1 protein-coding gene is annotated in these 1,977 nt (G+C 73.8%); it reads left to right on the forward strand.

Going from position 1 to position 1,977, the window contains the following annotated elements; all coding sequences use genetic code 11:
* A partial coding sequence (locus tag ACTIDRAF_RS0221300) for a hypothetical protein (RefSeq protein WP_211215398.1) occupies positions 1 to 1,925 on the forward strand: 1,925 nt, incomplete at its 5' end.
* Positions 1,926 to 1,977: the final 52 nt, after the last annotated feature.

Below are 1,977 nucleotides of genomic sequence, written 5' to 3' on the forward strand. Positions count from 1 at the left end.
CGGCTACATCAGAGCTGACAGGCGCAGCCGCGCTCGGGAGGGAGGCCGGCGAGGTGGACCAGGAGGAACGGGAGGAGATCCGGCCGACCACGGGGCAGTCGGCCGTGCTGGAGGCGGTGTCCGGGGTGCTCACACACGCCGGCCCCGGGCACGTCGTCGCCCTCGTCGGCCCCCTGGGCGTGGGCAAGAGCACGCTGCTCACTCTGCTCGCCCGGGGCGAGCCGGTGGTCGGGACACGGTGGACCGGGGCACGGGCCGGTGTCCGGCACGCGTTCGGACCGGCCCGGCCCGTCGTGTACGTCGACAGCGGTGAGGCACCCGGCCTCGCCCGAACGGTGCGGGAGGAGCTGGACCGTGCCGGTGCCCGCGCACCCCGCGTGGTGATCAGCAGTCGACGCCCGGTTCCTCCGGCGACCTCGCCCGCCGGTCCCGTGACCTCCGTTCCGGTTCCCGGGTGGACCGACGAGGAGATCCGCTCCCACGTTCAGGGGATGGGCCTGGAAACCGGGGTGGACCTGGTGGTCGGCCTCGCCGGGGGAATTCCGCTGGTGGCCGAGAACCTGGCGTCGGCGCTGCTGTCCGGCGTTCCCGCCGAGGTACCGGGAGCGGTGGCGGACCGGGCGTTGCGGGAGCTGCTGCGCCGGTTGGCGCGGGAGCGGACCGCGTCGTGGACCAGGGAAGCCCTCGACTCGCTGGCCGTCGTCGGCGACGGGGACGAGGAACTCCTCACCGAACTCGTCGACACCCCGCGAGGCCAGGACCGGTTCACCGCCCTGGCCGACCTGAGCCTGGTCACCGCCACCCCCTCCGGGCTGTCGGTGGCGGAACCGTTCCGGACCCTGCTGGACCTCAGCCACCGGTGGCGCCGTCCGATCGCCCACCAGGTGGCGCTGACCAGGGCAGCGGCGCGGAACCGCCGACTGCTGGGGGCGGCCCGGGGGCCGGCGCGACGGCGGCTGACCGAACGGGCCCTGTTCCTCACCGACGACCCGCTGCTGCGCACCACCCTGTTCCCGCCGGGAGCCGAGGGCTTCGGGGTGCGGCGCGCCGCACCCCGGGACCACGACCGGATCGGTGAGCTGGTGCGCCAGTGGGCCGCCCGGCGCGGGGTGGCGACCGCCCGGTGCGAGCGGCTGCTCGACGGGTGGTTGACCAGCACCGCGGACGGTTTCCACCTCGTGTGCGGACCCGACGACCGCCCCCTGGGCATGACCTACACCCCCCGGATCACCGACGCGGCGCTGGGCGTCATCGAACCCCTGACCCAACAGCACACCGGGCGGGTGACCGGCGGTGGCGTCTTCACCGGCATGGCGGTCTGCGAGCACCCCGGAGCGCACGCCGTCCTGCTCCGCCACATCGTCGCGGAGGGCATCAGCGGTGGACGGCTGGTGATCTCGACCCCGTCACCGCAGTACCAGGGGTTGGTCCAGGCGTTCGGGTTCGACTACTGGGGAGACACCCGGCACGACCCCTACGACTGCGGCCGCGCCTCACAGCTCTACCACGAACGCTTCACCTGGGAAGGAGTACCGGCCTGGCTGGACAAGGTGGTCGCCCTGACCTCACCCGGGCATGTCGAGCCCGACCGGCTCTGGTGGACACGGGCGGTGCGCCGGGCACTGGAACAGCTTCGGAACGACGCCGGACTAGCGCGGAACCCCCTGCTCGCGGTGGCCGACAACCCGAGTCCCCAGGGGCTCCGGTCCCAACTCGTCTCCTTGGTCGGGGACCTCGCCGACAGCGAGGACCCAGTGCTGTCCCAGTGCGGCCGGATCCTGCGGGCCTACTACCTGCGGGGCCACCAGGAACACCACGGGGTGGCCCGCCAGCTGCACCTGAGCCGGGCCACCTACTTCCGACGCCTGGACCGGGGGCTGGCCTGGCTCACCCAGCGCCTGCTGGGCCGCGACGAACGGGAGTGACCCGCCCCCGACCGCGCCGGACCACGAACACCGAGGCGGCCGGCCCGCCAGG

It is taken from the genome of Actinoalloteichus spitiensis RMV-1378, assembly GCF_000239155.1.
GTDB lineage: Bacteria > Actinomycetota > Actinomycetes > Mycobacteriales > Pseudonocardiaceae > Actinoalloteichus_B > Actinoalloteichus_B spitiensis.